General features: G+C 72.4%; 27 protein-coding genes and 3 pseudogenes. 10 read left to right on the top strand and 20 right to left on the bottom strand.

Translation table 11 applies throughout. From position 1 onward, the window contains the following. Positions 1 to 14: 14 nt before the first annotated feature. On the bottom strand, positions 15 to 407 hold the full coding sequence (locus ABTX62_RS27700; RefSeq protein WP_352118763.1) for a VOC family protein: 393 nt from the start codon (positions 405 to 407) through the stop codon (positions 15 to 17). A gap of 333 nt (positions 408 to 740) precedes the next feature. Here ABTX62_RS27700 and ABTX62_RS27705 point away from each other — a divergent pair, with 333 nt between their 5' ends. Then, positions 741 to 1199, top strand: a complete 459-nt coding sequence (locus ABTX62_RS27705; RefSeq protein ID WP_352118764.1) for a pyridoxamine 5'-phosphate oxidase family protein — start codon at positions 741 to 743, stop codon at positions 1197 to 1199. Here the strand turns inward: ABTX62_RS27705 and ABTX62_RS27710 are convergent. From ABTX62_RS27710 to ABTX62_RS37970, 5 genes are all read right to left on the bottom strand, one after another. Next, on the bottom strand, positions 1171 to 2115 hold the full coding sequence (locus ABTX62_RS27710; RefSeq protein ID WP_352118765.1) for an oxidoreductase: 945 nt from the start codon (positions 2113 to 2115) through the stop codon (positions 1171 to 1173). The genes ABTX62_RS27705 and ABTX62_RS27710 overlap by 29 nt on opposite strands. Positions 2116 to 2157: 42 nt before the next feature. Continuing rightward, positions 2158 to 3519, bottom strand: a complete 1362-nt coding sequence (locus ABTX62_RS27715; RefSeq protein ID WP_352118803.1) for a phosphoinositide-specific phospholipase C-related protein — start codon at positions 3517 to 3519, stop codon at positions 2158 to 2160. 72 nt (positions 3520 to 3591) lie between these two features. Beyond that, a complete protein-coding gene (locus tag ABTX62_RS27720) occupies positions 3592 to 4482 on the bottom strand; it encodes a glycoside hydrolase family 19 protein (RefSeq protein ID WP_352118766.1) in 891 nt (296 codons plus the stop codon). Positions 4483 to 4690: 208 nt separating this feature from the next. After that, on the bottom strand, positions 4691 to 4996 hold the full coding sequence (locus tag ABTX62_RS37965; protein ID WP_502998020.1) for a hypothetical protein: 306 nt from the start codon (positions 4994 to 4996) through the stop codon (positions 4691 to 4693). Then, a complete protein-coding gene (locus tag ABTX62_RS37970) occupies positions 4993 to 5157 on the bottom strand; it encodes a hypothetical protein (RefSeq protein ID WP_502998021.1) in 165 nt (54 codons plus the stop codon). The genes ABTX62_RS37965 and ABTX62_RS37970 overlap by 4 nt, the downstream gene beginning before the upstream one ends. Before the next feature lie 48 nt (positions 5158 to 5205). Between ABTX62_RS37970 and ABTX62_RS27730 the strand changes: the two are divergent. Then, positions 5206 to 5505, top strand: a pseudogene (locus tag ABTX62_RS27730) (hypothetical protein); the annotation flags it as partial. Positions 5506 to 5589: 84 nt separating this feature from the next. After that, a complete protein-coding gene (locus ABTX62_RS27735; RefSeq protein WP_352118767.1) occupies positions 5590 to 6687 on the top strand; it encodes an acyl-CoA dehydrogenase family protein in 1098 nt (365 codons plus the stop codon). Positions 6688 to 7000: 313 nt separating this feature from the next. On the opposite strand, the gene ABTX62_RS27740 is transcribed toward ABTX62_RS27735, so the two are convergent. Then, complete coding sequence (locus ABTX62_RS27740) at positions 7001 to 7162, bottom strand: DUF8839 family protein (protein WP_502998022.1); 162 nt, start codon at positions 7160 to 7162, stop codon at positions 7001 to 7003. 238 nt (positions 7163 to 7400) lie between these two features. On the opposite strand from ABTX62_RS27740, the gene ABTX62_RS27745 reads away from it, so the two are divergent. Beyond that, complete coding sequence (locus tag ABTX62_RS27745) at positions 7401 to 7841, top strand: SPW repeat protein (RefSeq protein ID WP_352118769.1); 441 nt, start codon at positions 7401 to 7403, stop codon at positions 7839 to 7841. Between the two features lie 194 nt (positions 7842 to 8035). Here the strand turns inward: ABTX62_RS27745 and ABTX62_RS27750 are convergent, their stop codons facing one another. Beyond that, positions 8036 to 8191 (bottom strand): hypothetical protein, encoded by a 156-nt coding sequence (locus ABTX62_RS27750; protein WP_352118770.1) that lies wholly within the window; start codon positions 8189 to 8191, stop codon positions 8036 to 8038. Beyond that, entirely contained in the window at positions 8188 to 9021 is an 834-nt protein-coding gene (locus ABTX62_RS27755; RefSeq protein WP_352118771.1) for a GNAT family N-acetyltransferase, read from the bottom strand. The genes ABTX62_RS27750 and ABTX62_RS27755 overlap by 4 nt, the downstream gene beginning before the upstream one ends. Before the next feature lie 327 nt (positions 9022 to 9348). On the opposite strand from ABTX62_RS27755, the gene ABTX62_RS27760 reads away from it, so the two are divergent. Then, positions 9349 to 9789 (top strand): SPW repeat protein, encoded by a 441-nt coding sequence (locus ABTX62_RS27760; RefSeq protein WP_352118769.1) that lies wholly within the window; start codon positions 9349 to 9351, stop codon positions 9787 to 9789. Between the two features lie 194 nt (positions 9790 to 9983). Here ABTX62_RS27760 and ABTX62_RS27765 read toward each other — a convergent pair whose 3' ends face one another. Together ABTX62_RS27765 and ABTX62_RS27770 are read right to left on the bottom strand one after the other, a co-directional pair. Next, entirely contained in the window at positions 9984 to 10139 is a 156-nt protein-coding gene (locus tag ABTX62_RS27765; RefSeq protein ID WP_352118770.1) for a hypothetical protein, read from the bottom strand. Then, positions 10136 to 10969 carry a GNAT family N-acetyltransferase gene (locus ABTX62_RS27770; RefSeq protein ID WP_352118772.1) on the bottom strand — a complete coding sequence of 278 codons (834 nt, stop codon included), beginning with the start codon at positions 10967 to 10969 and terminating at the stop codon, positions 10136 to 10138. The genes ABTX62_RS27765 and ABTX62_RS27770 overlap by 4 nt, the downstream gene beginning before the upstream one ends. Positions 10970 to 11188: 219 nt before the next feature. Here ABTX62_RS27770 and ABTX62_RS27775 point away from each other — a divergent pair. After that, positions 11189 to 11643, top strand: a pseudogene (locus ABTX62_RS27775) (nucleoside deaminase). A gap of 222 nt (positions 11644 to 11865) precedes the next feature. Here the strand turns inward: ABTX62_RS27775 and ABTX62_RS27780 are convergent. Beyond that, positions 11866 to 12540 carry a chaplin gene (locus tag ABTX62_RS27780; protein ID WP_352118773.1) on the bottom strand — a complete coding sequence of 225 codons (675 nt, stop codon included), beginning with the start codon at positions 12538 to 12540 and terminating at the stop codon, positions 11866 to 11868. 281 nt (positions 12541 to 12821) lie between these two features. Between ABTX62_RS27780 and ABTX62_RS27785 the strand changes: the two genes are divergently transcribed. The 3 genes from ABTX62_RS27785 (at position 12822) to ABTX62_RS27795 (ending at position 17274) form a co-directional block, all read left to right on the top strand. Beyond that, on the top strand, positions 12822 to 14393 hold the full coding sequence (locus ABTX62_RS27785) for an alpha/beta fold hydrolase (protein ID WP_352118774.1): 1572 nt from the start codon (positions 12822 to 12824) through the stop codon (positions 14391 to 14393). A gap of 50 nt (positions 14394 to 14443) precedes the next feature. Continuing rightward, complete coding sequence (locus tag ABTX62_RS27790) at positions 14444 to 15538, top strand: baeRF3 domain-containing protein (protein ID WP_352118775.1); 1095 nt, start codon at positions 14444 to 14446, stop codon at positions 15536 to 15538. A gap of 329 nt (positions 15539 to 15867) precedes the next feature. Then, positions 15868 to 17274 (top strand): PP2C family protein-serine/threonine phosphatase, encoded by a 1407-nt coding sequence (locus tag ABTX62_RS27795; protein ID WP_352118776.1) that lies wholly within the window; start codon positions 15868 to 15870, stop codon positions 17272 to 17274. A gap of 5 nt (positions 17275 to 17279) precedes the next feature. On the opposite strand, the gene ABTX62_RS27800 is transcribed toward ABTX62_RS27795, so the two are convergent. Further along, positions 17280 to 18773 (bottom strand): DNA-binding protein NsdB, encoded by a 1494-nt coding sequence (locus ABTX62_RS27800; RefSeq protein ID WP_352118777.1) that lies wholly within the window; start codon positions 18771 to 18773, stop codon positions 17280 to 17282. A gap of 235 nt (positions 18774 to 19008) precedes the next feature. Between ABTX62_RS27800 and ABTX62_RS27805 the strand changes: the two genes are divergently transcribed. Beyond that, a complete protein-coding gene (locus ABTX62_RS27805; protein WP_352118778.1) occupies positions 19009 to 20148 on the top strand; it encodes an aminoglycoside phosphotransferase family protein in 1140 nt (379 codons plus the stop codon). A 68-nt stretch (positions 20149 to 20216) separates the two neighbouring features. On the opposite strand, the gene ABTX62_RS27810 is transcribed toward ABTX62_RS27805, so the two are convergent. From ABTX62_RS27810 to ABTX62_RS27840, 7 genes and pseudogenes are all read right to left on the bottom strand, one after another. Then, positions 20217 to 20714, bottom strand: coding sequence for a hypothetical protein (locus ABTX62_RS27810; RefSeq protein ID WP_283969090.1), 498 nt, complete (start codon positions 20712 to 20714; stop codon positions 20217 to 20219). 165 nt (positions 20715 to 20879) lie between these two features. Beyond that, positions 20880 to 21606 (bottom strand): annotated as a pseudogene (locus tag ABTX62_RS27815) (CGNR zinc finger domain-containing protein). Positions 21607 to 21645: 39 nt separating this feature from the next. Further along, positions 21646 to 22548: a universal stress protein gene (locus tag ABTX62_RS27820; RefSeq protein ID WP_352118779.1), complete on the bottom strand. Its 903-nt coding sequence runs from the start codon at positions 22546 to 22548 to the stop codon at positions 21646 to 21648. A gap of 160 nt (positions 22549 to 22708) precedes the next feature. Beyond that, positions 22709 to 22951 (bottom strand): DUF397 domain-containing protein, encoded by a 243-nt coding sequence (locus tag ABTX62_RS27825; protein ID WP_010033039.1) that lies wholly within the window; start codon positions 22949 to 22951, stop codon positions 22709 to 22711. 82 nt (positions 22952 to 23033) lie between these two features. After that, positions 23034 to 24200: a thiolase family protein gene (locus tag ABTX62_RS27830; RefSeq protein ID WP_352118780.1), complete on the bottom strand. Its 1167-nt coding sequence runs from the start codon at positions 24198 to 24200 to the stop codon at positions 23034 to 23036. Further along, complete coding sequence (locus ABTX62_RS27835; RefSeq protein WP_352118781.1) at positions 24197 to 25261, bottom strand: thiolase family protein; 1065 nt, start codon at positions 25259 to 25261, stop codon at positions 24197 to 24199. The genes ABTX62_RS27830 and ABTX62_RS27835 overlap by 4 nt, the downstream gene beginning before the upstream one ends. Further along, positions 25258 to 26199 carry a Zn-ribbon domain-containing OB-fold protein gene (locus tag ABTX62_RS27840; RefSeq protein WP_352118782.1) on the bottom strand — a complete coding sequence of 314 codons (942 nt, stop codon included), beginning with the start codon at positions 26197 to 26199 and terminating at the stop codon, positions 25258 to 25260. Before ABTX62_RS27840 ends, ABTX62_RS27835 begins: the two co-directional genes overlap by 4 nt. Positions 26200 to 26201 lie beyond the last annotated feature (2 nt).

Genomic DNA, 26201 nt, shown 5'->3' on the forward strand with positions numbered 1-26201 from the left:
GGTGCGGCGGAAGGTCAGCCGGCGGGCTGGAGCAGGTCCCAGCGGTTGCCGTACAGGTCCTGGAAGACGGCGACGCTGCCGTACGGCTCGTGCCGAGGCTCCTCCAGGAAGGTCACGCCGGCGGCGGTCATCCGGGCGTGGTCGCGGGCGAAGTCGTCGGTGTACAGGAAGAACCCGACCCGCCCGCCGGTCTGGTCGCCGACCCGGGCGGCCTGGCCGTCCCCCTTGGCACGGGCCAGCAGCAGTCCGGTGCCGGCTCCCGGCGTACCGGGTTCGACGACGACCCAGCGGGATCCGTCGGGCCGGGGCGCGTCCTCGGCGAGCCGGAATCCAAGGGCGTCGGTGTAGAAGCGGATCGCCTCGTCGTAGTCGTCGACGACGAGGGTGACCAGGGCGATACGTCTCATCGGGGCCTCTCGGGAGCGGGGGGCTGACCGGAGAGGTTATACGTAAAACCCCGCCGATGCCAACCGCCTGCCGGCAGTCGGCCCGAGGTCTGTACATCGCAGGATGTTCACTCTCACGGTGACTGCCTCGGCGTGCGCCGCGACGACGGCATCACCTCCGTCGCGTTCACCCTGCGAGGCGCTCGGACCGGCCCGAACGTGGTGATGCGGACGTGGGGGATGAGGGCCTGAACCTGGTCGCGAGTCCTGCGGTGCAGCGCCTGCCGCTGCGCCGCAGGTCCTAGGACCGGAGCCGGAGGCGCCACGCCCCTTCTCGGCACTAGCGTCCCCTTCATGAAGATCACTGAGTCACCCCGCTCCCCGGAGCGGCGCAAGGCCGATCTGCTGGGCCGCCTGGAGCGGGAGATCGACATCTGGGTCGCGACGGCGGACGCCGAAGGGATTCCGTGTCTGGTGCCGCTGTGGTTCGTCTGGCACGACGAGGCGGTGTGGCTGTGCACCCGGCTGACCAACCCCACCGGCCGCAATCTGCGGGAGGGCGGGCGGGCCCGGCTGGCCTTCGGGGACACCCGGGACGTCGTGCTCGTCGACGGTGAGGTGCGGACCTACCCGATGCGGGAGGTGCCGTCGGCGGCGGCCGAGGCGTTCCGGGGGAAGACCGGCTGGGATCCGCGCGAGGACCATGCGTCGTACGCGTTCTTCCGGGTGCGGCCGCGCGCGGTGCAGGCGTGGTGCGAGCAGCACGAGCTGCCGCGCAGGCATCTCATGCGGGACGGTGTGTGGGCCGTGTAGAGGTCGTTCGAGCGGCCTTGCGGTGCTGTCCGCCGAGCCGACACAGTTCCTCGTCGGTGAGACGGATCGCGCCCGCGGCCACGTTCTCCGCGAGGTGGTCGGGGTTTCCGGTACCGGGTATGGCGAGGACGTGGGGGCCCTGGTGCAGGGTCCAGGCGAGACGGATCTGGGCGGGGCTCGCACCGTGGGCCCGGGCCACGGCGCGGACATCCTCGTCGTGGGCGGTGGTGGCGCCGTGCTCGGCGGCTTCGCCGGCGACGGCGTAGAACGGCACGAAGGCGATGCCCTGTTCACCGCAGCGGCGGAGGAGTTCATCGCCGTCGGGGTCGGGGCGGTCGAGGGCGTACCGGTTCTGGACGCAGACCACGGGGGCGATGGCCTGTGCCTCGGCGAGATGCCGCGCTGTGACGTTGGAGATGCCGAGGTGGCGGATCAGGCCCGCCCGGCGCAGCTCGGCGAGGGCGCCGAAGTGCTCGGCGACGGAGTCGTACGCGGGCATCCGGCGCAGGTTGACCACGTCCAGGTGGTCGCGGCCGAGCTGGCGCAGGTTCTCCTCCACGTGGCCGCGCAGGTCCTCGGGGCGGGCCGAGGCGCCCCACTCCCCGTCGTAGGCCCGGTACGGGCCCACCTTGGTGACGATGACCAGGTCGTCGGGGTAGGGCGCGAGCGCGCTGTTGATGAGTTCGTTGGCGGAGCGCAGTGAGGAGAAGTAGAAGGCCGCCGTGTCGATGTGGTTCACGCCGAGGTCGATCGCCTTGCGCAGGACGGCGATCGACCGGTCGCGATCGCTCGGTGTGCCGTGGTGGAAGGCGGCGCTGCCCGTCAGCCGCATCGCGCCGAAGCCGAGGCGGTGGACGGGCAGGCCGCCGAGTTCCCAGGTGCCCGCGGCGGCCGCGGTGATCGTGTGCGAGCTCATCGGCGGAGTCTCACACACGACGCGCGGGCCGGTGAAACCGGTTCACGGGTAGGTGTACGTGTTGAGGGTGGTGACGGCGGAGGCCGGGTTGCCGCGGTCGTAGTGGTCCACGGCGAGGAAGTTGGGCTTCTTGCGGGCGGCCGGCTGGCAGAACCTCTGGGCGCGGTCGGCGAGTTTGGTGTTGTCCGTGCCGGCCGTGCCGGTGAGCGGGACGTCACGGAAGTGGTTCATGACGAACAGCGGGCGGAAGCCGGGTTCGGTCCGGGTCAGCGGGATGTTGGTGTCGGCGCCGTACCAGCGGCTGTAGCAGGACCAGTCGGAGGTGCCGACGCCCGAGCCCATCGACCAGTGATTCTCGACGGTCCACTCGCGCTGGTACATGACGCCGAAGCTGTCCCGGGTCAGACCCGCGGCCTGGTCGGCGGAGCGGCTGTGGTCGGTGAAGATCAGCAGCCGGTCGCCGGCGGCGGTCAGGTCCGCCATCGTCGGCCAGCCGCTGTGCCGTACGCCGGTGAGGTCGGGCCGGTAGAGCACGTCCGCCAGGCCCTTGACGCGGGCGAGTTCGGCGCGCAGGACGGCCGGGTCGACGTAGTCCTCCAGGAAGACGGTGACGAACTGGTCGGGATGGGCCTTCAGGAAGTCGACCATGCGCTGGAGGTCGACCCACAGGGCGACGGGTCTGCTGACCAGGGTGCAGCTGTTGTGGCAGAGGATCGCGCCGTCGGGTGTCTGGTGGATGTCCAGCATGAATCCCCGGACTCCGTCGGCGAGTTGGCGTTCGATGCCGCGGGTCTGGTTGGGCACGAGGTTGACGAAGGGCGGGGCGAAGCCGCCGTCGACGCCGTTGGCGTACGCGTTGTGCGTGGTGAGGAAGGTGACCTGGTCCAGGGTGCGCCGGTCCTGCGGCGGCATCGGGGCGGTGGCCGGGGTGGCCGGGGTGAGGTACCAGGCGGCGAGGTCGCCGGATCCGCCGAGGGTGAGCCGGGCGGGGTAGGTGGCGCCGGACGGCTTGGGCGCCACCGTGAGGTGACGCGAGGTTCCCGGGGCCTTGAGCGTGTAGCGGTCGGCGCCGAGAGGGCTGATCTCCCACCCGGCGTCGGTGCCGGCGCAGGCGACGGTCGCGGCCTGGTCGCCGTTGCGGCCGAGGCAGGTGCCGGGCGCGTCGGCGCTCTCCAGCAGGGAGGTGGAGCCGTTCGGCTTCAGCTGCCACTGCTGGCGGTCCTCGTTGCCCCGGGGTCTGTGCTGCTCGACCGCTCCGCCGGCGTCGGCCGCGTTGAGCCCGGTCATGACGCTCTGGACGTAGTACGCGCCTGGAGCCGGGACGGCGGCGGCAGCTGGCTGGGGGGCCACGACCGCGGCGGCCAGTGCCGCGGTCGTGGCGAGCAGGGCGTGGGGGGTGCGCAGGCGCATTGAGGGATGCCTCCGGTCGGTCAGGTTCATGACATCTCGCATGACACCACGCCGTGGGGCCCGGCGTCAGCAGTACAGGTTGCCGCCGGGTGACGTTCCGAGGATCTGCGTGAATCGCTGGTAGTTGTTCACCCGGCTCTGCACCTGCGCCGGGTTCTTGCCGTCGCACTCCATGAAGCCGTTGATGCTGCGGATCGTCTGGCCGAACCCGGCGCCGTTCACCATGGCGTTGTGCGGGGTCATGCTGCCGGGACCGGTCTGGGTGTTCCAGTACCACAGGGCCGTCTTCCAGGCGACGGCCGAATCGTTCTGCACCAGCCAGGGGTTGCCCAGCAGGTCGATGCCGAGCGCGTCGCCCGCCGCCTTGTAGTTGAAGTTCCAGCTCAGCTGGATCGGGCCGCGCCCGTAGTAGGCGGCTTGCCCGGCCGGACAGCCGTAGGGCCGGTTCCAGTCGCAGTAGTGCGGGTAGTTGGCGGTGTTCTGCTCCACCACGTGCACCAGGCCGCCGGTCTCGTGGCTGACGTTGGCCAGGAAGGCGGCGGCCTCCTGCTTCCTCACCGTGTCGCTGCCGGTGTTGGCGAAGCCGGGGTAGGCGCTCAGGGCCGCGGTGAGGCCGCTGTAGCTGTAGAACGGGTTCCGGTTCGGGAACATCTGGTTGAACTGGGCCTCGCTCACCACGAAGCGCGCGTCGGGCGTGCCGGGACCGTTGTCACAGGCGTAGGGCTCCCAGTACCAGGTGCTGATGACCGGGTCGTAGCCCGGGTTGGCGTGCTCGGCGATGTACGCCTTGCCGTCGGTGTAGCGGACGATGTCGCCCGCGGCATACGCCTTCCCGGCCGTCCAGTTCGGGTAGCTGGAGCACGCCGCCGCCGAGGCGTTCGTGGCGGGCAGGAGCACCGGCGCGGTGCCGGCGAGGGTGAGGGTGGCCAGGACTGCGGAGATGCGGCGTCTCGACACGGGTTCAACTCCTTCGCGGAGCACGGCCGCACCCCGACGAGGGCAGGGCGAAGCAGACCCTTGACCGCACGCACCGGTGGTCCGGTCACGGCGTGGGGGCGACCGTGGCGGGGCTGTGGAGCCACACTCAACCGCATTGGTCTGTACCAGTCAAGGGTGTAGACCAGTCAGGCGCAGACCCGTTGCCCCCGGGCCGGGTGACGTCCGCTCAGCGCGCCGCGGGGCCGGGGTCCGGGGCATCCCACGCGGGCGGAGTTCGCCGGCGTCGCCGCCAGCCGGTCCGGCAGGGACCGCAGCAGCTCGTCGTCGCCGTCGCCGACGGGGGCAAGCCGGCGCGGACCGCACGGTCGACCCGCTGCCGGTACTCCTGCCCGGGCGCGGTGAGATGGGCCAGGACGCGACGCCGGTCGACGGGATCGACCCTGCGATGCACGAGGTTCTGGTCGACGAGCTGGTCGACCGGCTTGGGCAGCGTCGGCGGCGGCAGGAACCCGGCCTCCGCGAGCCCCGTCATGTGGTGCCCTCGCCGTCGGACAGCGGAGCCGGCACCCGCCACGCCTCGAGCGAGCGGCCCTCCGCCTCCAGAACGGACTGCAACCGCCGCGCCGCGAGCCGTTCGGCCCGTATCGGCAACTGCACGAGGCAGTCGGGCCGACGTGGGGTGGGGCTGGACATCCCTGCTCCCGGGTCACGAGGGGTGTCCATCGCGGGAGAGGCCCACCGGCCGATCGCGACGCCCTCGACTTCCACGGGCGGTACGCCGCCCGCTAAGGCGTCGAGGCGCCCGCCCAAGGCAGTGTCGGCGAGTCCTGCTGCGAGGACGTGCTGCTGCCGGCCGCACTGCTGAAGCGGGCCGGGACGCTGGATGTCTCGGCGATCGGGGCGGTGGCGGGCGCGGTGTCGTACGAGGGCCCGCGCGGACTGCTGCGCCTGCGGGACGCACATGTGCGCCGGCGGATCTATCTGGCGCGGGCCGACGGACCGGACTCCGACGTGCTCACGGAACTGGACACGCGTCCCTGAACCCCGAGGCCGGCCGGTCTTGCGGCCCGCCGACACAGGTCCCTGAAAAGCGTCCCACACCGCCCGAAGGCGAGAATCCCTCCCATGACCACCACACCCCATCCCCTCGTCACCGGCGCACACCGACTGGCACGCGATCTCCTCGTCCCGCAGGCCGAGCGGGTCGACCAGGAGAAGGTGCCCGCGAGCCATGTCGAGGCGGTGAAGCGGGCGGGACTGCTCGGGGTGGTCGCACCCCGGGAGTACGGCGGGGCGGACGCACCGGTCGCCGTGGCACGGGAGACCGCGGAGATCCTGGCCGGGGCGTGCTGCTCCACATGGTTCGTGCAGACACAGCACCACACGCCGGTGAAACTGCTCGCCACCTACGACTCGTCCGTCCGGGAGAGACTGCTGCGCCCGCTGGCGACCGGCGAGCTGATGGCGGGCATCGCCTTCGCCCATGTCCGGGCCTTCCCCCGGGTACCCGTGCGGGCCGTTCCCGAGAAGGGCGGCTGGCGGTTCGAGGGCAGGGTGCCCTGGTACACGGGCTGGGGCCTGAACGACGTGATGCTGCTGGCCGGGGTGACCGACACGGCCGAGGTGGTGTTCGTGTTCGCCGAGGCCCGTGAGCAACCGGGACTGACCCCCTCGGCGCCGATGCGGCTCGCGGCCCTGACCGCCGCCCGCACGGTGTCCCTGGAACTGGACGGCCTGTGGGTGCCGGCGGAGGCGGTCGTGCTACGCACGTCGCGGGAGGAGTTCGCGGCGGTCGACCTGCCCCGAGCCGCGAACGCCAGTCCGGCGGTCTTCGGGGTGGCCCGCGCGGCCCTGGAGCTGGTGGCGCGGAGCCCGGAGGGCGAGGAGACGGCCGAAACACTGCGAGCCCGGCTCGTTCAGGTCCGCCGGGAGGCCTACGCCCTCGCTGACCGGCCCGCCGGGCACGACTGCGTCCCGGAGCGGCTGGCCGTGAAGACCCGGGCGTTCGACCTCCTGCGCGCGGCCACGACCGCGGCGATCGTGGCCGGGGGCGGCCGCTCCATGGATCGGGGCAGCCGGGCCCAGCGGCTGGCGCGTGAGGGGATGTTCCTGCTGGTGCAGGGACAGACGGCCGAGGCCCGCCGGACGCACCTCAGTGCGCTGGCGTCCGGCCAGCTGTTCTGTCCGGGGAGGAGTCCGGGAGCCGGTCGCCGTCGATACTGACGAGGTGACAGCTCGCGGATACGGCGGGGAGAAGACGCGGCGAGCCGGGAGAGTCGGGCTGCGGCGCGACAGGAGACGCTGGAGACGCGTGCGAGGTCGACGCGGCGCCGACGTGTGAGGTCCGGTCGTTTGGTCATGCCACGGATCGTGGCAGCCGGCATCCGCCGGGCCGGTGCGTGCCGACGACCGTCCGGGAATCCGGCTCAACTCGTATCCCAGACCTGCTCGTTCACCCTGCCCACCCCGGAAAGGCCTGCGCGCCCCCGCAGTTCGGAACGACCGCGGGAGCGCCCTGGGGGCAAGGGACCGGAACTCAGTCGTCCGACGGAACGACGACGAGGAAGGCGTCCGACTCCAGGTCCATCACGACAGTGGCGGGCTCGCCCTCGGCGCGGCAGCGCGCCGCGTACTCCTCCGCGGGCCAGGATCCTCGCGGGGATCCCGCCGGGAACCGTTCCAACACCTTCGCGCTGATGGCCGCAGTCACGTCCGCTGCCCTCCCCTGTCCCGCGCCGCCCGTCGGGCGACGTCGATCGGTCGCTGTCGTACACATCCGGTTGCCCCCGATCCGCCCGGACATGTACGGCCGGGCACACCGCGCTCCGGTCCGAGCTCTACACATAAGGGAAAAACAAGAGCACAATGATGCTTACGTGGCGTTTACCGCACTTCTCACCCGACGCGGTCGCCCTGTACCAAGAAGGAGACGAGTCATGGCCAACGTCTCGCCCACCAGAGGTGACATGACCGGCCACCCCGATGCCTCCGAGATGCGGGATCGGTACGCCCGCGTGCTCGGTGGCCGCGATGTGGCGCTCGTGGACGGACCGGTGTTCCTGCTCGGTCTGTACTGCGCCGCCTCACCGTGGATAGTCCACTACACGGCCAGCCAGCCGTCGCTCGTGACCCACAACCTGATCATGGGTGTCGCGATCGGCCTGCTGGCGCTCGGGTTCACTCGCGCCCCGGAGCGCATGTACGGCCTGAGCTGGGCCATGTGCGCCCTCGGGGTGTGGATGATCATCTCGCCGTGGGTCGTCGGCGAGAACCCGGACGCCGGTGTCGTGTGGAACAACATCATCATCGGTGCGCTGGCCGTGATCCTGGGGCTGGTGTGCGCCGGAACGGCGGCGAAGGCCTCCAGCAAGTCATAGCGCCCGCCGCACGGGAATCGAGGGCCGGTCCGCGTTCCGGACCGGCCCGTCCACGCGGGCGAGTGATCATCGGCATCTGACCGCCGCGCCGGACCTTCGTCCGTGCGGTGGCGCGCATCCGGGACTCGCCCAGGGCGGTCGGGGCGTGGATCACGGTGTCGAAGTGGCGCCCGTCGACGACTCGCAACAGTGCGTCACGCTCCGTGCGGTCGGCCCCGATGCCGTTGCCGTCGCCTCCAGCCGAGGCCGGTGACCTGGCGGCCCGCCTCGGTCAGGGCCCGGGCGATGTGACCGCCGAGGACGCCGCTCACCCCGGCGAGGAGGCTCTGGCTCGTCTCGTTCGTCGTCATGCACCTGCGGCGGACCGGCTCGACGCGGCTGTGCCATCCGCGCCCGGGCTCGGCCGGGGCGTGTACATGTACGGCGTGGTGGTCGTCAGCGGCACGAAGCCGAGTCGCTCCAGGATCGGCCGGCTCTGATCGGAGGCGTCGACCTGGAGGTAGCGGTAGCCGCGGCTCGCGGCAGCGTGCGCGCGGTGGGCCACCAGGGTGCGGTAGATGCCGCGGCCGCGCCAGCCCTTCACGGTGCCGCCGCCCCACAGCCCGGCGAAGGGTGTGCCGGGCACGAGTTCCATCCGGGCCGCGCTGACCGGCTCGTCCCCGGCCATCGCCACGACGGCGACGACGGTGTCCGGGTCGGACGAGAGGCGGGCGAGGAGCCGGTGGCGCAGCCAGGAACTGTCCGTGCCGAACGCCTTCTCGTGGACGTCGGCCACGAGACCGACGCCCGCCGGGTCGGTGACCGGCTCGACGCGCACTCCCTCGGGTGGTTCGGTGCCGAGGGTCAGATCACCGGCCTCGCCGATCATCAGCGTCTCCTCGGATCCGGGTGTGAATCCGGCCGCCAGCAGCCGTCGCCCGAGGTCCGCCGGCCGGTCGTGCCCGTACAACTTCCACTCGAAGTCCAGGCCGAGCTCCCTGTAGTGGCCGACCTGCCCGGCGATCGCCGCGTCCGCTCCGGCCTCATCGAGGCCGGACCACACGACACCGTTCCAGCCCCGGGCCGAGGCGACCTGGCGGACGACGCCGCCGGTCCGCTCGACACGGGCGCCCGGACCGTCCGGCCGCGCTCCCTCACGCAGGTCACGGTCGAACAGGGCGAGCAGCTCAGCATGATCCATGGGCAGACCTCAGCAGCCGCCGGACCGGAGGTCAACGTGTTTTCGTCCAGCGGCCCCGTTGCTCTCCGTCGCGCGGCCTCGCTACTTTCGGTCCCGGCCCCGTCCCGTCCCCCCGGCCCCGTTCCTTTCCGCTTGCGTATCGGCGCAACAAGGTCCTGATGATCACCCAGTCACGGGAAAGGCCGGTCCCATGGTTACGGCCGGGCACACCGCGCTCCGGTCCGAGCTCTACACATAAGGGAAAAACAAGAGCACAATGATGCTTACGTGGCGTTTACCGCACTTCTCACCCGACGCGGTCGCCCTGTACCAAGAAGGAGACGAGTCATGGCCAACGTCTCGCCCACCAGAGGTGACATGACCGGCCACCCCGATGCCTCCGAGATGCGGGATCGGTACGCCCGCGTGCTCGGTGGCCGCGATGTGGCGCTCGTGGACGGACCGGTGTTCCTGCTCGGTCTGTACTGCGCCGCCTCACCGTGGATAGTCCACTACACGGCCAGCCAGCCGTCGCTCGTGACCCACAACCTGATCATGGGTGTCGCGATCGGCCTGCTGGCGCTCGGGTTCACTCGCGCCCCGGAGCGCATGTACGGCCTGAGCTGGGCCATGTGCGCCCTCGGGGTGTGGATGATCATCTCGCCGTGGGTCGTCGGCGAGAACCCGGACGCCGGTGTCGTGTGGAACAACATCATCATCGGTGCGCTGGCCGTGATCCTGGGGCTGGTGTGCGCCGGAACGGCGGCGAAGGCCTCCAGCAAGTCATAGCGCCCGCCGCACGGGAATCGAGGGCCGGTCCGCGTTCCGGACCGGCCCGTCCACGCGGGCGAGTGATCATCGGCATCTGACCGCCGCGCCGGACCTTCGTCCGTGCGGTGGCGCGCATCCGGGACTCGCCCAGGGCGGTCGGGGCGTGGATCACGGTGTCGAAGTGGCGCCCGTCGACGACTCGCAACAGTGCGTCACGCTCCGTGCGGTCGGCCCCGATGCCGTTGCCGTCGCCTCCAGCCGAGGCCGGTGACCTGGCGGCCCGCCTCGGTCAGGGCCCGGGCGATGTGACCGCCGAGGACGCCGCTCACCCCGGCGAGGAGGCTCTGGCTCGTCTCGTTCGTCGTCATGCACCTGCGGCGGACCGGCTCGACGCGGCTGTGCCATCCGCGCCCGGGCTCGGCCGGGGCGTGTACATGTACGGCGTGGTGGTCGTCAGCGGCACGAAGCCGAGTCGCTCCAGGATCGGCCGGCTCTGATCGGAGGCGTCGACCTGGAGGTAGCGGTAGCCGCGGCTCGCGGCAGCGTGCGCGCGGTGGGCCACCAGGGTGCGGTAGATGCCGCGGCCGCGCCAGCCCTTCACGGTGCCGCCGCCCCACAGCCCGGCGAAGGGTGTGCCGGGCACGAGTTCCATCCGGGCCGCGCTGACCGGCTCGTCCCCGGCCATCGCCACGACGGCGACGACGGTGTCCGGGTCGGACGAGAGGCGGGCGAGGAGCCGGTGGCGCAGCCAGGAACTGTCCGTGCCGAACGCCTTCTCGTGGACGTCGGCCACGAGACCGACGCCCGCCGGGTCGGTGACCGGCTCGACGCGCACTCCCTCGGGTGGTTCGGTGCCGAGGGTCAGATCACCGGCCTCGCCGATCATCAGCGTCTCCTCGGATCGGGGTGTGAATCCGGCCGCCAGCAGCCGTCGCCCGAGGTCCGCCGGCCGGTCGTGCCCGTACAACTTCCACTCGAAGTCCAGGCCGAGCTCCCTGTAGTGGCCGACCTGCCCGGCGATCGCCGCGTCCGCTCCGGCCTCATCGAGGCCGGACCACACGACACCGTTCCAGCCCCGGGCCGAGGCGACCTGGCGGACGACGCCGCCGGTCCGCTCGACACGGGCGCCCGGACCGTCCGGCCGCGCTCCCTCACGCAGGTCACGGTCGAACAGGGCGAGCAGCTCAGCATGATCCATGGGCAGACCTCAGCAGCCGCCGGACCGGAGGTCAACGTGTTTTCGTCCAGCGGCCCCGTTGCTCTCCGTCGCGCGGCCTCGCTACTTTCGGTCCCGGCCCCGTCCCGTCCCCCCGGCCCCGTTCCTTTCCGCTTGCGTATCGGCGCAACAAGGTCCTGATGATCACCCAGTCACGGGAAAGGCCGGTCCCATGGTTGTGAAGGCGCGGTACGGCCGCATCTGCGCCGCTGCGTGGAGCTCGCGGCCGAGGCGCTGGAGGCCGGGGACGAGCCGTTCGGCTCGGTCCTGGTGGGCGGGACGGCACCGTCCTCGGAGAGGGCCACAACCGGGTCGCCTCGGGTGACCGAACCCGGCACCCCGAGTTCGAGCTGGCGCGCTGGTCGGCTGCGCATCTCACCTCGCGGGAGCGGGCCGCGGCCACGGTCCACACCTCCGGCGAGCACTGCCCGATGTGCGCGGCCGCGCACGCCTGGGTCGGCCTCGGGCGCATCGCCCATGTCGCTTCGTCCGAACAACTGAGCGCATGGCTGGTGGAGTTGGGAGTACCCGCGCCGCCGGTCCGCGCACTGCCCGTACACGAGGTCGCACCCGGTGCAGTCGTGGACGGACCGGTCCCCGAACTGATCGAACAGGTACGGGAGTCGCACGTCAGGTTTCACCGAGGACGCGACTGAGGCGCGGGCCGCCACGGCGCGGGGCGGCGGATCCGGGCCGGCGGGACCGGCCCGGGACGCGGCCGGCTCGGGCGAGCATCGCCGCGGACCCGACCCTGCGGACCACGGGACTCGGGGACGGTGCTGCCCCCGGACGTGGCGGAGGCGGTGTGGCCCGGCTTCGGCAGGCCCCGCCGCCGGTCCGGGCGACGGGGCCTTCGGAACCCTGACGCGGCCGGCCGCTCAGTCCTCCGGCCCCGGGCGGAACCTGCGGCGCAGCACCACTCCCCCGGCGACCAGCGCCGCGCTCGCCGCGACGGCCTGGAGGGCGTCGTGCGTACCCGTGTGGGCCAATGCGCCCCTGGCGTGCTGGACGGTGCGCGGGGCCGGTTCCGGAGCGGGTTCCGGAGCCCGGTCCGGCCGGGGTGGAGCGGTCGGCCTCGGGACCGGCTTCGACGGGTGCCGGGGGCGGTCGGGGCGCTCCGCGTCGGGGGTGTTCGAGGACGCGTTGCCGGTCGACGGGTTGCCGATGCCGACCACGTTCACCGAGTTGCCCGTGACATTGACCAGGAGGTCGACCGGAAGCTGTACACCGTTGCCGGAGATCACTCCGGGTGAATCCTTTCCGCTGCCCTGGGCGGCCGCGCCGCCGGTACGGCCGGGTCGGCCGCCGCGTCCGTCGTCCTCGTTGGCGCAGCTGTTGCCCGCGGCGGGGTTCAGGAGCCCCACCACGTTCACGGTGTTGCCGCACACGTTCACCGGGACGTGCACCGGCAGCTGGATGGTGTTGCCGGAGACCACCCCGGGCGAACCGGCCGTCGTGCCGTCCGCGCCCGCGGCGTACGCCGGGGCGGTCATGGCCATCGCGCCCGAGGCGGCGGCGACGGCGATCACTCCGTTTCGGGTAACCCGTCTCATGGGACCCCTGCCTTCCAGACATCGTCGCGGGCACTCACCCGCACAAGGCAGAACGCCGGGCGGCCGGTCCGAGTTATGGCTTATCGGCCTTTCACTCCATCGAGCGGCCCGGTTGTCGAACTAGCGGTAAAGCCCTTCGTATGCGGGCGCCGGGCCGCGCGGGCGCGGCGCGCCGTTCCGCCCCGCCCGCCCGGAGGCGCGGCTTCCGGGGCCCGCATATGGTGAGCGGGAGCGCCGTTTCCCGGTCCGCTGCGGAGCGTCCCGCGCCCCAGGAGGCATCGATGCTGGCCAAGCTGTCCACGCGCCCCTCGATACGGCGCTGCGCGGTCACCGGCACGGCAGGGCTGGCCCTGCTGGGCACGGCGCTCCCGGCCGCCGACGGCCCCCCGCCCGCACTGGCGCGCTTCTACGACCAGAAGGTCACCTGGTCGACGTGTGCGGGCATGGACATGCCGAAGGAGCTCCAGTGCGGGAAGGTCACCGTCCCGCTCGACTACGCCGAACCCGGCAAGGGCACCCTCGATCTCGCCGTCGCCCGCTACCGCGCCACCGGCACGTCCCGGGGCTCGGTCCTGCTGAACTTCGGCGGCCCGGGTGGTCAGGGCGTGGCCCAGCTCGCCATGGGCGGCAAGGACTTCATGGGCCTGACGAACGGCTACGACGTCGTCTCCTTCGACCCGCGCGGCGTCGGCCGCTCCTCGCCGGTCAGCTGCGGGAACGCCTCGCACAACGCCCTGGACGCGACGGACGGCAACGCCGACGCGACCGACGCCCACGCCGTACTCGAAGAGCTGCGCGCCGCGGCGGCCGAGTGCACCGAGCACTCGGGCCCGGTCCTGCCCCACATCGGCACGGTCAACGCCGCCCGCGACCTGGACGTCATGCGCGACGCGCTCGGCGACGACCGGCTCAACTACCTGGGCTTCTCCTACGGCAGCCGGCTCGGCGCGGTGTACGCGGCCCAGTACCCCGAGAAGGTCGGCAGGATGGTGCTGGACGGCGTCGACACACTGACCGAGTCGCTCGCCGACCAGGGCGTGGTGAGCGCACAGGGACAGCAGACCGCACTGGAGAACTTCCTCACCTGGTGCACCGAGGACATCGCCTGCCCGTTCGGACGCGATCCGCGCGCGGCCCGGGAACACGTCGTCCGGGTGGTCGAGTCGCTCGACAAGGACCCGGTGCCCACCGACTTCGGCGAAGCCTTCTCCGGCCAGGACTTCGCGGGCGCCCTGGGACAGGGCCTCTACAGCAGGGAGCTGTGGCCCTCACTGCAGCGGGCCATCGGCGAGCTGCTGGAGGACGGTGACACACGCGGTCTGGAGACGTTCCTGTCCGGGGGCTTCACCCTCCCGCTGCGGCGCGGTCCGCACGCCGGACTCACCGACCCGGCGGACGTGCCCCTCGACAACCTGCCGGCGGCGCTGATGGCGGTCAACTGCGCGGACGATCCCGACCGCCCCACCGCCGCGCAGGTCACGAAGGACCTGGGCCGGCTGCGCGCCCGCTACGAGCAGGCGTCACCGGTCTTCGGCCGGTACCGCCTGACCCAGGTGCTGATGTGCTACGGCCGCCCCAAGGGCACCGACTACATCCGCGACGACGTCAAGGACGTCGACACGCCGAGGATGCTGCTCGTGGGCACCCGGGGCGACCCGGCCACGCCGTACCGCTGGACGGTGGAGACGGCCGAGCGGCTCGGATCGTCGGCCGTGGTGCTCGACAACCGGGGCGAGGGCCACACCGGCTACGGGTCCTCCAAGTGCGTGCACGGCAAGGTGGACGCGTTCCTCCTGTACGGGACGCTGCCGCCGGACGGCAGCTCCTGCGGCTCCGACCGCGATGACGAATAAGATCGATCACCCCAAATGCCCCCATGCCGAATTCGCTCTATCGTTCTGTCATGGAGAGCGTTCTGAGTCCCGCGACCCTTGCCGAGCTGCGGCGCCCGCGCCCCTACCCCGCGGTCTCCGTGCTGACGCCGACACATCGGCGCGATCCCTACAACGCCCAGGACCAGGTCAGGCTGCGCAACGTGGTGGCCGAGGCCAAGAGGCGACTGGAGGCCGACCCGGCGGTCACCCGGGAGCGACGCGCCGAGGTCGCCGGGCACCTGGACCGGGCCCTGTCCGAGGTCGACCTCACGCACGCCGAGGACGGCCTGGCGATCTTCGCCGCTCCGGGCGAGCACCAGGTGTGGTCACTGGCCAGGTCCGTGCCCGAGCGCGTGCTGCTCTCGGACACCTTCCTCACCCGCAATCTCGTCTCCGCCCAGACGGCCGGGCGGCCGTTCTGGGTCCTGTCCCTCGCGGCGGACCGCGCCACCCTGTGGAACGGCGGCATCGACCGGGTCGCCGAGGCCCGTGTCGGCGGCTTCCCGCTGACCCGGCGCGTGGAGAACTTCGACCCGGAGCGGCAGCAGCGCATCGGCGACATGCCGAGCGCGTTCCGCGAGGAGCGCACCCGCCAGTTCCTGCGTGAGGCCGACACCGCCATGAACACCGTGCTGCGCGCGCATCCCAGGCGGTTGTACGTCACCGGCGAACCGGCAGCCCTGTCCCTGCTGGACGAGCTCGGCACCACCGCCCGCGGCGCGGTGCACGTCCCGCACGGCGGACTCGCGCACGGCACCCCCGAGGCCGTGTGGCAGGCCCTGCGCCCGGTGGTCGAGACGGAGGTCCGCAGGAGCACGGACGCCGTGAGCCGTGCCCTCGATACGGCGCGCGGGCGGCGGGAGTTCGCCGCCGGCGTCGACGAGCTGTGGCAGAGCGCCCGGGACGGCCGCATCCGGCTGCTGGCCGTGGAGGAGAACTACCGCGTGACGGTGCGCGACGCCGGCGACCATCTGGTCCTCGCCGAGAGCGGCGATCTCGACGCACGCGAGGACGTCGTGGACGAGATCGTCGAGCAGTGCCTGGAGACCGGCGCCGAGGTCCGCTTCGTACCGGACGGCACGCTGAGCGAGGCGGAGGGCATGGCCGGGGTGCTGCGGTACTGACCGCGGCACGGCCGGACTCCCCGTGAGGCGTCCGACGGGTCCTGGGGCCACCGCTCGACGAGGTTCGAACGCAGGCCCGTCGAACATCTGAAGTAACCTCGCGCCATTGCCCGATGGACCGTCAAATGCCCTGTGTAGTCTACGACTTGAGCCTCCGGGTGGCACCCTCCACACCTACCTCGGAGTAACTCCGTGAGACTGTGGCATATGCCAGAAGCACCACCGTATCGGGTGTCGCCGAATCCCTTACAGGGCGTCGCGGGCTGTGCGACAGTCGTAACGGTCCCTCCGTCCGCCTGCGTCGTACCGTCCCCGCATCGGAGTGCGTCATGCCGTCCCACCTCTCCGCGGACCGCCCAGCCGCCCAGCCGCCCGGACGCGGCTCGGTCGACGCGCTCATATCGCAGACGCGGCGGCTCAAGGGCGACGTGGACGCGGTGCGCCGCGACTCCGAGGGGGCAGGGACGGACCACCCTCGCGAACGCTGGCAGCGCGCCCTGTACGACCTGGCCCTGCACCAGCTCAACGACCTCGACGAGCATTTGGCGCAGCTGCGCGACGGGCCGCCCACGGCGGCCGTCTGCGCAGCACACGTCCCCGCGCAGGGTTCGTTGCTCAGCCGCGTCGGCAGCGCCGAATGGAACCTGCTGACGGACGAGGCCAGTTGGTCCGGTGAACTCTACGAGATCCTGGGCCGCGACCCGGCCGCTCCCCCGCTCACCCTGGACGAGCTGCCGTCCCTGGTGCTCGACGAGGACCGGCCGAAGCTGACGGCGATGGTCACCGACTGCCTCGTCGACGCCCGGCCCATCGACGGCGAGTTCCGCGTCGCCCGCCGGGGCGGCGACGTACGGACGGTGCACATGATGGGCGAACCGGTGCTCGACGCCGACGGCAGCACCGCCTCGATGTGGGCCGTGCTGCGCGACGTCAGCGAACTGCGCCGCGGACAGCGGGCGGTGAGGGAGACCGGCGACTCGCTGCACCACCGGCAGGAGGCGGCGCACCGTGAACACCGGCTCGCCCTCGAGTTGCAGGAGGCCGTGCTGCCGCCGTGGCGCGCTTCCCCGCGGCTTCCGCACCGGGGACCGCGGAGCCTGGACCTGGCGGCCCGTCACCTGCCGGCGTCCACGAACGCGCTCATCGGCGGCGACTGGTACGACGCACTGGAACTGACCGACGGTGAAACGCTTCTCAGCGTCGGCGACCTCACCGGCCAGGGGGTCGGTGTCACGTCGAACATGACCATGCTGCTCGGTGCCGTACGCGGTATGGCGATGGCCGGTGCCCGGCCGGGGCAGTTGATGGCCTGGCTGAACCAGTTACTCGACGCCACCGTGCAACCCGCGCTGGGCAGCGCCGTCTGCTGCCGCTACCGGCCCGCCACCCGCACCCTGGTGTGGGCCCAGGCCGGGCACCCCGTCCCGCTGCTGTTCCGCGACGGGACGGGGCGCGTGCTGGGCGCACCGGACGGCGTCCTGCTCGGCGCCACCTCGGGCGCCGTCTACGGGCAGGCCGAAGAGACCCTCGAAAAGGGCGACCTGCTGCTTCTGCACACGGACGGGCTCGTGCCCGGGCACACGGGATCGGCGGCCGCGAACCTCCTCCTGGATCTGGCACCGCGCCTGGCCGGACACTTCACGGCGGAGGACTGTGTACGGACCGTGGTCCAGGAGTTCGGCGAGAGCGAGCGCGACGACAACGCCTGTGTGCTCGTCGCCAAAGTCACGTCCTAGGACACTCAGGCCTGGGCGCGGTTGCCGCCCCTGGCCTTGGTCTTGGGCAGGGCGAGCTTGATCTCCTCCCTCAGCTCCTGGATCTTCGGGTAGCCGGAGTACTCGGCGGTGAGCCGGTACATCTGGCGCAGCCGGTCCCACGTGCGGTGGGAGGAGTTGGACCCCATCGACACCAGGGCCAGCCGCGCGTAGCGGTCCGCCTGTTCGGGGTCGTCGGCGATGAAGCAGGCCGACGCCATCGACAGATAGTCGAAGATCTTCGACCGCTGCCGCCCGTCGACCCGCAGGGCGAGGGCCTTCTGCGCGTAGTGCTGGGCATGCGCGGCAGCACCCGGCTCGAACTCGGCGAGCGTGCGGTAGGCCAGGGCCTGCATGCCGTACAGGTCCTCCTCCTTGAAGGTCTGCATCCAGTCCGGTGGCGGCACGTCGGCCTTGTCGGAGACGAACAGGTCCTCCGCCCGCCCGAGCGTGCGGCGCATGGCCTGGCCCTTGCCCATGGAGGCCTGTGCCCAGGCCTCGATGGTGTAGAGCATCGCCCGGGTGCGGGGCAGCACCTCGTCACCGGAACCGGACGTGGCGAGCTTCATCAGGTCCAGGGCGTCGTCGGGCCGGCCCAGGTGCACCATCTGGCGGGCCGCGCGGGACAGTGCCTCACCCGCGCGGGGCCGGTCCCCGCCCTCTCGGGCCGCGTGCGCGGCGATGACGAAGTACTTCTGGGCCGTGGGCTCCAGGCCGACGTCGTGCGACATCCAGCCCGCGAGGACGGCGAGGTTGGCGGCGACGCCCCACAGGCGCCGCTGGAGGTGGGGTGGGTGACGGTAGGCGAGCATGCCGCCCACCTCGTTGAGCTGGCCCACCACGGCCTTGCGTTGGAGCCCGCCGCCGCGGGCCGCGTCCCAGGCGCGGAACACCCCGACCGAGCGCTCCAGTTCCTCGATCTCCTGCGCCCCGATGGGGGCGGCCTCGTAACGGTCGAACCCGGCGGGGTCGGCGTGCAGGGGGTGGTCGAGGTCGGGGGCGCCGACCGCCAGGGAAGGGTCGGTGTGCAGCCAGTCGTACATGGCGCTGCTGAGTGCGGATCCCGCGGCGAGCGCGGCGCCCGCGCCCACCAAGCCGCGTCGGTTGAGCATGAGGTCCATTCCCGTGAATTCGGTGAGGACCGCGGCGGTCCGCTCGGGCGCCCACGGCACACCGTCGGGAGCGTCCGCGCTCCCGCCGCCCTGCCGTTTCCCCGCACGCCCGTGCCGGACCAGACCGAGGTCCTCGATGGTCACGACACGGCCGAGACGCTCGGTGAACAGAGCCGCCAGCACCCGCGGAACCGGATCGCGCGGGATCTCTCCCGTGTCGATCCAACGCCGCACCCGGGAGGTGTCGGTCGACAGCTGGGGATGGCCCATGGCCGCCGCCTGCCGGTTGACCAGCCTCGCGAGTTCGCCCTTGGACCAGCCGGCCAGGCCGAACAGGTCCGCGAGCCGGGTGTTGGGTTGTCCGCTCACGTCAAGCCCCCAGGTTCTCGGCTGAGTTGACAGTAGCCCGGGGAGACTTGCCGGGCGACTATTCGCCAGGGTTCGCCAGGGTGCGCCAGATGGTGTGCCACCGGCCATCCGGTGTCAGGTAGGAACGCGCCACCCCGACCCGGTCGCCGCAGGGGGCACTCCCCAGGGTCCTCCCGGGCTTCCGGGCCGGGTGGTGCGCTGTCGTCGCAGGCACACGAAGGGATCTGTTTCGCCCATGTACGCAGCATCGTCCTCCGTGTCCGCACCGCCCCGGCCGCTGCACCCCCGTCCCACGGACAGCGGCCCCTACCTCGCCCCCGCGCGGCCGGCGGCCCCCGTGCTCGGTGCGGGCAGGGCTCGGCGCGGCGCGGTCACCGGCACCCAACCGCTCAGCGGGAGACTCGACTTGTCCGGCCCCCAGGGCGCGCAGCTGCGCACGGCGATCGCGTCCGTGCACCGCATCTGCCCGGAGTTCGCCCCGGTGCAGGTGCTGCGCCGCACCGGACGGTCCGTGCTCCTGGTCGGCACGACCGGCCGCAGCACGGCTGTCGCCAAGTGTTTACTGGACCACTCCCCCGCCTGGTCCGAGCGGATCCGCCACGAGATAGCGGCGTACCGCTCGTTCGTCCGGCACCGCCCGCCTGTGCGGGCGCCGAGACTGATCGCGGCGGACCCGGACAACTGCACCCTGGTGATCGAGCGCATGCCGGGCCGGGTGGCCGCGCTCCAGCGGCACCCGGCGGAGGCGCCGCCCCGGGCGGACATCAGAGCGGCCCTCGGCGCGATCTGCCGGCTCAACGCCTGGCGGCCCCCGGCGGGCACCTTCGACACCCCGCTCGACTACGCGGCCCGTATCTCCCGGTACCACGAGCTGGGCCTGCTCACCGACCGGGACCTGGGTGACCTGCAGAAGCTGCTGCACGGCATCGCGCAGGCGGCCGGGCGCCAGGGCATGGGCCAGTTCTGCCACGGCGACGCACTGCTGTCGAACATCCTCCTGTCACCGGCCGGTCCAGTGCTGGTGGACTGGGAGCACGCGGGCTGGTACCTGCCGGGCTACGACCTGGCGACGCTGTGGTCGGTGCTCGGGGACGCACCGGTCGCTCGTCGGCAGATCAGCCAGATGGCCCAGTCGGCGGGGCCGGCGTCCCGGGACGCCTTCCTGGTGAACCTGATGCTGGTGCTGACCCGTGAGATCCGTACCTACGAGATGGCCGTACAGCGTTCGATGCACGACCCGGCCCCGGCGGCACCGGGCACGGCCCACCCGGGTGCCGCGCAGTCCGGCGAGGAGCAGAGGCTGCTGCTGCGGCGACTGCACGACGACTGCCAGTTGGCCCGGCGCGCCGTGCGCGCGGCGGTCGGCACTCGCTGACGGGGACGAAAGGGCCGCTGTACACCTGCCCGGGTGTACAGCGGCCCTTTCCTGTGCGTGGGTGCGGCTCAGCCCTGCTGGAAGAGTTCCGCGGGCAGCGGCTTGAGGAGGGCGTAGAGGTCGTCCGTGATGGGGCGGTCCCAGGCGGCGATGGTCACCAGGACGTTGTCGCTGCGGTCGAACTGCACGCAGGAGATGCGGCTCTCGGAGAGTTTGACGCGGCGCACGATCAGGAGGTTGTCGCCCTGCATCACCGGCACGTCCTCCGTGCTGACGACGGTGACCTCCTCGTCGTTCTCCAGCGCCAGCAGCAGTTGCGCGACCTCGAAGGGGACCTGCCCGTCGGGGACCTCGCGGGCCGGGGAGCCTTCCGGCAGATTGCCGATGACCATCGCGGGGCCGCGCCCGCCGAACAGATCGTAGCGCAGAAAGACGCCCTGGCAGGTGCCGTCGGGCGCGGGCAACAGGCCCGCACCGAGGTTGCCGGGCCAGTCGCCCGGGTCCATGGCCAGGACGTCGAAGTCGGGCCCGGCGGGAGTGGCGCTGCGGCGGCGGAGGAACGACATGTCGCCCATGGTACGTGCCCCGGCCTGCGAAGTGCGGGCCGGGCGGCGGACGGGGTGGGCCGGTTGTCACCCTGTGCCATGGGGGAGGGTGGCGGCCGGTCGGCGGCGTCGGCCGGCTCGGCCGGACCTTGAGCCGTGGCCGTCACAGGCCGGTCGGTACCGCGGTCAGCCTTGCGGCGTCGATGACGGCAGGCCACTCGGCCGGTCCTCGTGGGGCTGGGCCGTCGTCTTGTGGCGCTGGTGGTGGCGGGCGACTCGGGCGCGATTGCCGCAGGAGGGCTTGCACCACTCCTGGCGGGGGTGCTCCTTGAGGAAGTACCGCACGCAGCGCGGGGCGTGGCAGGCGCGCAGCCGGTCGCGGTCCGGGCCGGTGAGGAAAGCGATCACCGCCCGGGCGAGTGCCGCTGTCAGATCGCCGGTGGTGCGCGCGGGCCGCCATCGGACGGCCGGGCCCGCGTCCTCCGGCCAGTGCAGGACCGGCACCGAGGGCGTGCGGGCGGCCGCCGCGTTCAGCTGCCGCACCGCTTCTCGCGGGGGCATCAGCCGGGCCGCGTCCGCGGGGCTCGGTTCGCCGGGGAGCACGGCCCGCGCGAAGAGCGCGCGGACGGCGGCCCGTAGCTCGCGCACCGCGGCGAGCTGCGCGGCGTCGGCGGTGAACCCCGCGCCCTCGCCGTCACCGGCGGCGGGCTGCGATGCCGGCGGCGTGGTCCTCGCGGTGATCGCCGGTCCGGCCGAAAGCGGCGTCCGGCAGGACGTCGGGGTGGGCCCGGACCCACGCGGTCAGGCCTGCCGGGTCGGTGAGGTCGTCGGCGACGCCGCCGGTGCCGTCGTGGCGGATGGTGAGGGCCAGGTCGAGGGCGAGCCGGGCGTCCCTGCTGATCGGTTCCCGCATGCGGCTGATGATAGGTCCAGCCGTATCCATTACGGCGGGTCAGTCCTCCGGGGGTGACGGCGGCACCACGGCGACGGGGCTCGCGGCGTGCAGCAGGACGGCGTGGGTGACCGAGCCCATCATGCGGGCGGGTGAGAGCAGCCGCCTCCGGTGACGGCCCACGACGGCGAGGTCGGCGTCCCGGGAGGCCGCGACGAGATGGCCTGCCGCGTCGCCCGCCGCCGGGATCAGTTCGACCGGGACGTCCGGGTGCCGCTCGCGGTAGGGGGCGAGGAAGCCGTCGGCGAGGACCCGGGTCTCGTCCTCGATGACGTCCTGATCGACGATCGGCGGGGGCGTCTCCCCGGGCATCATCCAGGGCTGGGCGGGCCATGGGTAGGCGGCGACCGCCTGGAGCCGGGCGCCGTGCCGGGCGGCCTCGGCGAAGGCGAACTCGAGTGTGGCCCCGTCGGGGCCGTCCACCTTCAGGCCGACGACCACCCGCCGGCCCGGGCCGCCCGGCGCCTCGCCGTGGACCTCCCGTCCGGGCCGGGGCACCACGACGACGGGGCACTCGGCGTCGCGGGCGGCGGCCATGCTGTTGGAGCCGAGCACCAGACTGGCGAACCCGCCGCGGCCCCGGGAGCCGAGCACCAGCAACTGGGCGGTGGCGCCGAGTTCGGGCAGGACCGCGTCGGCCGCGCCCTCCAGGCCGACGTACTCGGTGTCCGGCAGGCCGGCGCGGCCGTCCAGACGCGTGCGGACCTGGTCCAGGACGGAATCGTCCTGCGCGTCCGCCGGCCCGGCCGTCAGGACGTCGGGCTGGGTCCAGTGGGCGTACTGGCGCACATGCGCCACGCGCAGGGGTGCCCCGCGTCCGCGCGCGGCGTCGACGGCCCACTCCAGGGCGCGAAGGCTGTCGTCCGAACCGTCGACCGCCGCGACGACAGGCAGGGTGCTCATGGGGTCCTCACCTCCGGGATTCGACCGTTCCCTCCCGCGGCCAGCCTGACTCAGGCGGCGGCTCCGGGAAGATGCCTCCGGTCGCGTGTCCGGAATCGCGGGCGGAACACCCCCGGATCGGCCGTCGGATCCCGGTCGTCCGGAACGGTTCGCCCCGTCGTCAGGTGAGGTCGAACTCTCCCTCCCGCGCTCCCGACACGAACGCGCCCCACTCGGCGGGGGTGAAGATCAGCGAAGGGCTCTCCGGGCGCGCGCTGTTCCGCATGGCGATGAAGCCCTCCACGAAGGCGATCTGGACATCCCCCCGCCCTCGGCTGCTGGACTGCCACTGTGCGTTGGTGAGGTCCAGCTCCGGCTTGTCCCAGCCTGTGAGCGGGCGCTGCTGGGTGGTGGTCTCGGCCACGTCCGTGCTCCTCCCGGTTCGTCGTCCGCGGCCAGCCTAGCGATCGCGTCCCACGGCCAACAGGGCACGTGAGGGGGACCTTTCAGGAGTCCGGGGGACGGTCTCCCACGAGCCACATGGCGAAGAACTGCGATCCGCCGCCGTAGGCGTGCCCGAGGACCCTGCGGGCCCCGTCGACCTGGTGTTCTCCGGCCTGTCCGCGCACCTGGAGCGCCGCTTCCGCGAAGCGGATCATGCCGGAGGCGCCGATGGGGTTGGCGGACAGGACGCCGCCCGACATGTTGACGGGCAGGTCCCCGTCGAGTTCCGTCACACCCGCCTCGGTGAGTTTCCAGCCCTCGCCCTCGCCGGCGAAGCCGAGGTTCTCCAGCCACATGGGCTCGTACCAGGAGAACGGCACGTAGATCTCGGCGCCGTCGATCTCGCGGCGTGGGTCGGTGATCCCGGCCTGCCGGTAGACGTCGGCCGCGCAGTCCTGCCCGGCCTGCGGGGAGACGAAGTCCTTGCCGGCGAAGAGGGTGGGTTCGCTGCGCATCGCGCCGCCGAGCATCCAGGCGGGCGGTCGCGGTGCCCGGGCGGCTCCGGCGCGGTCGGTGAGGATCATGGCGCAGGCACCGTCGGAGGAGGGGCAGGTCTCCGAGTAGCGGACCGGGTCCCACAGCATGGGCGACGCCATGACCTTGTCGAGGGTGATGTCGTGCTCGTGCAGGTGGGCGTAGGGGTTCTTCAGCGCGTTGCGGCGGTCCTTGTAGGCGACGAGGGCGCCGATCGTCTCGGGAGCTCCGCTGCGGCGCATGTAGGCGCGGATGTGCGGGGCGAAGAACCCGCCCGCCCCGGCCAGCAGGGGCTGCTGGAAGGGGATCGGCAGGGACAGGCCCCACATGGCGTTCGACTCGGACTGCTTCTCGAAGGCGAGGGTGAGGACCGTGCCGTGGACGCGGGCCGCGACGAGGTTCGCGGCGACCAGTGCGGTGGATCCGCCGACGGAGCCGGCGGTGTGCACGCGGAGCATGGGTTTGCCGACGGCACCGAGGGCGTCGGCGAGGTAGAGCTCCGGCATCATGACGCCCTCGAAGAAGTCGGGCGCCTTGCCGATCACGACGGCGTCGATGTCGGCCCACGTCAACGCGGCGTCCGCCAGGGCGCGGGAGGCGGCTTCGCGGACCAGTCCGGCGATCGAGACGTCCCGGCGGGCCGCGACGTGCCTGGTCTGGCCGATGCCGACGACGGCCACGGGCTCCTTGCTCATCGGGGTTCCCCTTCGAGTACGGCGACCAGGTTCTGCTGGAGGCAGGGGCCGGATGTGGCGTGGGCGAGGGCGCGGTCGGACGCGCCGCGGTGGATGCGGGCGGCGGCCTCACCGATGCGGATGAGGCCGGCGGCCATGATCGGGTTGGCGGCGAGGGCCCCGCCGGAGGGGTTCACCTCCACTGCGTCGCCGAGCCGGAGGGCCTTGCGCAGGACGATCTCCTGCGCGGTGAAGGGCGCGTGCAGTTCGGCGGTGTCGACGGGTCGCTCGAAGGCTCCGGCCCGCTCGGCGGCCAGCCGGGTGGACGGCGAGTCGGTCAGGTCGCGCACTCCGAGGGCGTGGGCCTCGATGCGGTGGTCGATGCCGCGGATCCAGGCGGGGCGAGCGCACCGTGCACGGGCCCGGTCGCCCGCGGCGAGGATCACGGCGGCGGCCCCGTCTCCCACGGGCGGGCAGTCACCGGTGCGCAGGGGCTGTACGAGGTAGTCGCCCTGTGGCACGGGGCCGCGCAGTTGAGCGTGGGGGTTGGCGGTGGCCGCTTCACGGTTGCGTGCGGCCACGGCGGCGAGGGCGGGCTCGTCGGTGTCGCCGGCGTCGATGAGGGCCTGCGCCTGGAGGGCGGCGAGCGCCACGGAGTCGGGCCACAGGGGCGCCGTGCAGTAGGGGTCGAGCTGGCGGGTCAGGACGTCGCGGACCGAGCCGGGCGAGGATTTGCCGTACGCGTAGACCAGGGCGGTGTCGGCCTCACCGGTGAGGAGTTTGGTCCAGGCCTCGTACAGGGCCCAGGCGCCGTCCATCTCGACGTGCGACTCGGAGATCGGGGGCCAGGCGCCGACGCCGTCGAGGGCGAGAGTGAAGGAGAAGGCGCGGCCGGCGAGGTAGTCGCTGGAGCCGGAGCAGGTGAAGTCGATGTCGGCGGTCTTCAGTCCGGTCCGGTCGAGGACCTCGTGCAGCACCGGCATCAGCATCTCCACCTCGGAGAGCTCGTCGCTGGTGCGCCGGTGGCCGGTCTGGGCGAAGGCGACGACGGCGATCTCGCGGTCCCGCGGTGCGCTCGTCACAGCAGCTCCTTGTAGGTGTCGTAGTCCGCGTCGGGTTCGCCCGTGGGCCGGTAGTGATCGGGGTAGCGGGCGCCCTGAGTCCACACGGGTTCGACGCGCAGCCCCATGCGGACCTCGTCGTACGGGATGCCGCCGATCCGGCCGTGCAGCGCGAGGTCGGCGCCGTCGAGGGCGATGTGGGCGTAGACGTACGGCACCTCGATGTCGAGATTCTTCGCCTTGATGTTGACGATGCAGAAGGTGGTCACTGTGCCGCGCGGCCCCACCTCGACCTGTTCCACTGTGGCCACCCCACATGTGGGGCACGCGCCCCTCGGGGGGACGTAGACCTTGCGGCAGGCGGGGCAGCGTTCGCCCACGGTCCTGTGGCCGGACAGGGCGTTGATGTAGGCGGTCTGGGCGCGGCCGGGCGAGTAGGTGTAGTCGAGGCGGGCGGCGGCGACGATGCCGGTGACGGGGTCCGCGAACGCGCCCGCGTGGCCTGCCGGTTCGGCCCGGTCGCCGTCGTACGGCTCGAAGCAGGCGATGTCCGTGATGGCGCCGGTGCGTTCCGCCGCCCAGCGGATGCGGACGCGCATGCCGGTGTGCACGGCGCCGGGCCCTGGGGCGTCCAGGGCGTGCAGGAGGGCGGTGTCGGCGCCGTCGAGACGGACCAGGGCCCAGGCGAAGGGGGTGGTGAGGGGCTGGCCGCGGCGGGGGGCGTGGTTCCAGGCCCAGGTGGTGACCGTGCCGGTGGGGGCGACCTCGACGAGGTCGCGGATCTCCTCGGCGGTGACGGGGTCGTACTCGACGGGCGGGACGAGGACGCGGCCGTCGCCGGTGCGGACGCCGAGGACGACGCGTTCGCGCAGGCCGGTCAGGAAGGCGCTCTGGACGGGGCCGAGGGAGCGGGTGAAGGGGAACTCGACGACGAGAGGGGCTTTGAGGACTTCGGGCATGC

This window comes from Streptomyces sp. NPDC096046, from assembly GCF_040303285.1.
Taxonomy (GTDB): domain Bacteria; phylum Actinomycetota; class Actinomycetes; order Streptomycetales; family Streptomycetaceae; genus Streptomyces.

Excerpts from the sequence above, each read along its gene's own strand:
- ABTX62_RS27700 (WP_352118763.1), bottom strand. The coding sequence starts at position 407 with ATGAGACGTATCGCCCTGGTCACCCTCGTCGTCGACGACTACGACGAG.
- ABTX62_RS27705 (WP_352118764.1), top strand. The coding sequence starts at position 741 with ATGAAGATCACTGAGTCACCCCGCTCCCCGGAGCGGCGCAAGGCCGAT.
- ABTX62_RS27710 (WP_352118765.1), bottom strand. The coding sequence starts at position 2,115 with ATGAGCTCGCACACGATCACCGCGGCCGCCGCGGGCACCTGGGAACTC.
- ABTX62_RS37965 (WP_502998020.1), bottom strand. The coding sequence starts at position 4,996 with ATGACGGGGCTCGCGGAGGCCGGGTTCCTGCCGCCGCCGACGCTGCCC.
- ABTX62_RS37970 (WP_502998021.1), bottom strand. The coding sequence starts at position 5,157 with ATGTCCAGCCCCACCCCACGTCGGCCCGACTGCCTCGTGCAGTTGCCG.
- ABTX62_RS27735 (WP_352118767.1), top strand. The coding sequence starts at position 5,590 with ATGACCACCACACCCCATCCCCTCGTCACCGGCGCACACCGACTGGCA.
- ABTX62_RS27745 (WP_352118769.1), top strand. The coding sequence starts at position 7,401 with ATGGCCAACGTCTCGCCCACCAGAGGTGACATGACCGGCCACCCCGAT.
- ABTX62_RS27750 (WP_352118770.1), bottom strand. The coding sequence starts at position 8,191 with ATGACGACGAACGAGACGAGCCAGAGCCTCCTCGCCGGGGTGAGCGGC.
- ABTX62_RS27755 (WP_352118771.1), bottom strand. The coding sequence starts at position 9,021 with ATGGATCATGCTGAGCTGCTCGCCCTGTTCGACCGTGACCTGCGTGAG.
- ABTX62_RS27760 (WP_352118769.1), top strand. The coding sequence starts at position 9,349 with ATGGCCAACGTCTCGCCCACCAGAGGTGACATGACCGGCCACCCCGAT.
- ABTX62_RS27765 (WP_352118770.1), bottom strand. The coding sequence starts at position 10,139 with ATGACGACGAACGAGACGAGCCAGAGCCTCCTCGCCGGGGTGAGCGGC.
- ABTX62_RS27770 (WP_352118772.1), bottom strand. The coding sequence starts at position 10,969 with ATGGATCATGCTGAGCTGCTCGCCCTGTTCGACCGTGACCTGCGTGAG.
- ABTX62_RS27780 (WP_352118773.1), bottom strand. The coding sequence starts at position 12,540 with ATGAGACGGGTTACCCGAAACGGAGTGATCGCCGTCGCCGCCGCCTCG.
- ABTX62_RS27785 (WP_352118774.1), top strand. The coding sequence starts at position 12,822 with ATGCTGGCCAAGCTGTCCACGCGCCCCTCGATACGGCGCTGCGCGGTC.
- ABTX62_RS27790 (WP_352118775.1), top strand. The coding sequence starts at position 14,444 with ATGGAGAGCGTTCTGAGTCCCGCGACCCTTGCCGAGCTGCGGCGCCCG.
- ABTX62_RS27795 (WP_352118776.1), top strand. The coding sequence starts at position 15,868 with ATGCCGTCCCACCTCTCCGCGGACCGCCCAGCCGCCCAGCCGCCCGGA.
- ABTX62_RS27805 (WP_352118778.1), top strand. The coding sequence starts at position 19,009 with ATGTACGCAGCATCGTCCTCCGTGTCCGCACCGCCCCGGCCGCTGCAC.
- ABTX62_RS27810 (WP_283969090.1), bottom strand. The coding sequence starts at position 20,714 with ATGTCGTTCCTCCGCCGCCGCAGCGCCACTCCCGCCGGGCCCGACTTC.
- ABTX62_RS27820 (WP_352118779.1), bottom strand. The coding sequence starts at position 22,548 with ATGAGCACCCTGCCTGTCGTCGCGGCGGTCGACGGTTCGGACGACAGC.
- ABTX62_RS27830 (WP_352118780.1), bottom strand. The coding sequence starts at position 24,200 with ATGAGCAAGGAGCCCGTGGCCGTCGTCGGCATCGGCCAGACCAGGCAC.
- ABTX62_RS27840 (WP_352118782.1), bottom strand. The coding sequence starts at position 26,199 with ATGCCCGAAGTCCTCAAAGCCCCTCTCGTCGTCGAGTTCCCCTTCACC.